The organism is Thermogutta sp. (assembly GCF_014359955.1).
Taxonomy (GTDB): domain Bacteria; phylum Planctomycetota; class Planctomycetia; order Pirellulales; family Thermoguttaceae; genus Thermogutta.
The window spans coordinates 1-1973 of the sequence record NZ_JACIYL010000798.1 but is presented as its reverse complement, the minus strand read 5'-3'; the positions used below and the strand labels follow the sequence as shown (position 1 = coordinate 1973).

The following is a 1973-nucleotide window of genomic DNA, read 5'->3' as shown; positions in this document are numbered from 1 at the left end:
GACTACTGCAACGGACACCTTTACCCCGTGGCGGAAGAACAGCTCCCTCGGCGATGGTTCAACACGTCGCGGCTGGACATGCCCTGGGTGGGCGTCTGCGATCTGAAGACGGGCATCGGCTACATGATCCTTGCTGAAACCAGTGACGATGGCTACGTGGAACTTCGCAAGGTTCAGAAGGAGAATCAGTCAGCCTGGGTGCCCACCATCGGGTGGTCGCCCAGTATGGGAAAATTCAGCTATCCCCGAAAGCTGATTTGGCATTTCGTGGATAAAGGCGGCTATGTGGCCCTGGCCAAGCGCTACCGCGCCTATGCGCAGGAACTCGGTTTGATTGTTCCGTTTTCCGAAAAGGTGAAGGCGAACCCAGAGCTCAAGCGACTGTTCGGTGCCCCTGATGTGTGGGGCAACGCCAGTTTGCAGTTTGCGGAGGAGGCCAGGCAGGCCGGGATCAGGCGGCTGCTCGTGCAGGGGCGTATGCCGCCCGACCAAATGCGAAAGGTGAACGAACTCGGCTACCTCACCAGCGAGTACGACAACTACACGGACGTTTTGCCCGTGGACGGGGAAGATAAGATCGACCGTTCCCACGATCTCATTCCTCAAAGTGTGGTCCTTCAGGCCAATGGAGAACGGATGAAGGCCTGGCTGACGTTCGACAAGAAAACCCAGTTCATGAAGCGCTGCCCCGCCCTTTGGGTGCGCACAGCGCAGCGAGATATCCCCAAGATCCTGGCTGAATATCCGTTTCTGGGACGGTTCATCGATGTGACCACCGCCGAGGACCTCTACGAGTGCTATGACCCGGCTCACCTTCTCACCCGAGCACAGAAGCGGCAATGTGGCGTGGATCTGCTCCGTTATGTCCGCTCGCTCAAACTTGTGGTGGGAGGCGAGCACGGTATCTGGTGGGCGGTGCCGTACGTGGACTACTTCGAGGGGATGATGAGCTGCAACGCGTACTTCTCCTGGCCGGCCGGGCATCTCATTCCGCCGAAGAGCAAAGACGAGTCATTCACAAGCCCCTGGGGCAATAAGCTGCCGCCGTGGAGCCAATACGAACGTTGGGGTATTGGACACCGCGAACGGGCACCGCTGTGGGAACTCGTCTTTCATGATTGCGTGGTGACCACGTGGTACTGGGGCGATTCGAGCGATTTTCTCCTCCAGGCCGCTCCGGAAATCACCCCCAAAAAAGACGCCTTCAACGTTCTGTACGGTACCATTCCTCTTCTCTGGGCGGATCGGCGCCGCGGTTCATGGCGGGATCACCGCGACGTCTTTCTGCGGACCTACCGCAACACGTGCATTCTTCATGAAATCATCGCGGGCACCGAGATGCTCAACCACGAATTTGTTACCGAAAACCGTGATGTGCAGCGGACAACGTTCTCGGATGGTACGGTCGTGGTGGTCAATTTCGGCAGCGAACCGTACGAGCTTGCGATGGGTGGTGCGAAGTATCTCCTGCCCCAAAACGGCTTCTACGTAAAAGGCCCCCGGATCGAACAGATCCGGAGGCTGGAGAACGGTCGGATCGTCACAACCATCCGCACCGCGGATTATGAACATCGCGAGGAGGAATGAGTTCCCCGCATCAACCGGAAATGCCTATCTCCCCTACTTCCCCCTGAACCGGCAACACGGGGAATGGAGGGTTTTGCTGCGTGGACGATTCGGAGGGGGCTGGTGGCGGAGGTAAATTGGCCGGGGCCTGTGGCAATTCCTGGGCAGGAGGTGCCTTGGGCAGTTCGGGCATTGGTGCCGGTGGTGCCTGTTGCCCCTGCCCCTCTGCTGAAGGTTGGGCAGGTGCCGCCGGGGGTTGTGATTGCGGATTTTCCGGTTCCTGTTTGAAGGGAGAAGCCGGTGACGCCGACTGCGGGACCTCAGCGGGGGTCGGCGAGGGAGCTGCCGCCGGGCCGCTCTGGGGACCCTGGTTCGTTTGCAACTGTGTCAGAATGATCCCGGCCGCC

1 protein-coding gene and 1 pseudogene are annotated in these 1973 nt (G+C 59.5%); one reads left to right on the top strand and one right to left on the bottom strand.

Translation table 11 applies throughout. The features are described 5' to 3' along the window. Positions 1-1587, top strand: a 1587-nt coding sequence (locus H5U08_RS17075; RefSeq protein ID WP_297035840.1) for a glycoside hydrolase, incomplete at its 5' end; no start/stop codon positions are given. 10 nt (positions 1588-1597) lie between these two features. Here H5U08_RS17075 and H5U08_RS17070 read toward each other — a convergent pair. Further along, positions 1598-1973 (bottom strand): annotated as a pseudogene (locus H5U08_RS17070) (hypothetical protein); the annotation flags it as partial.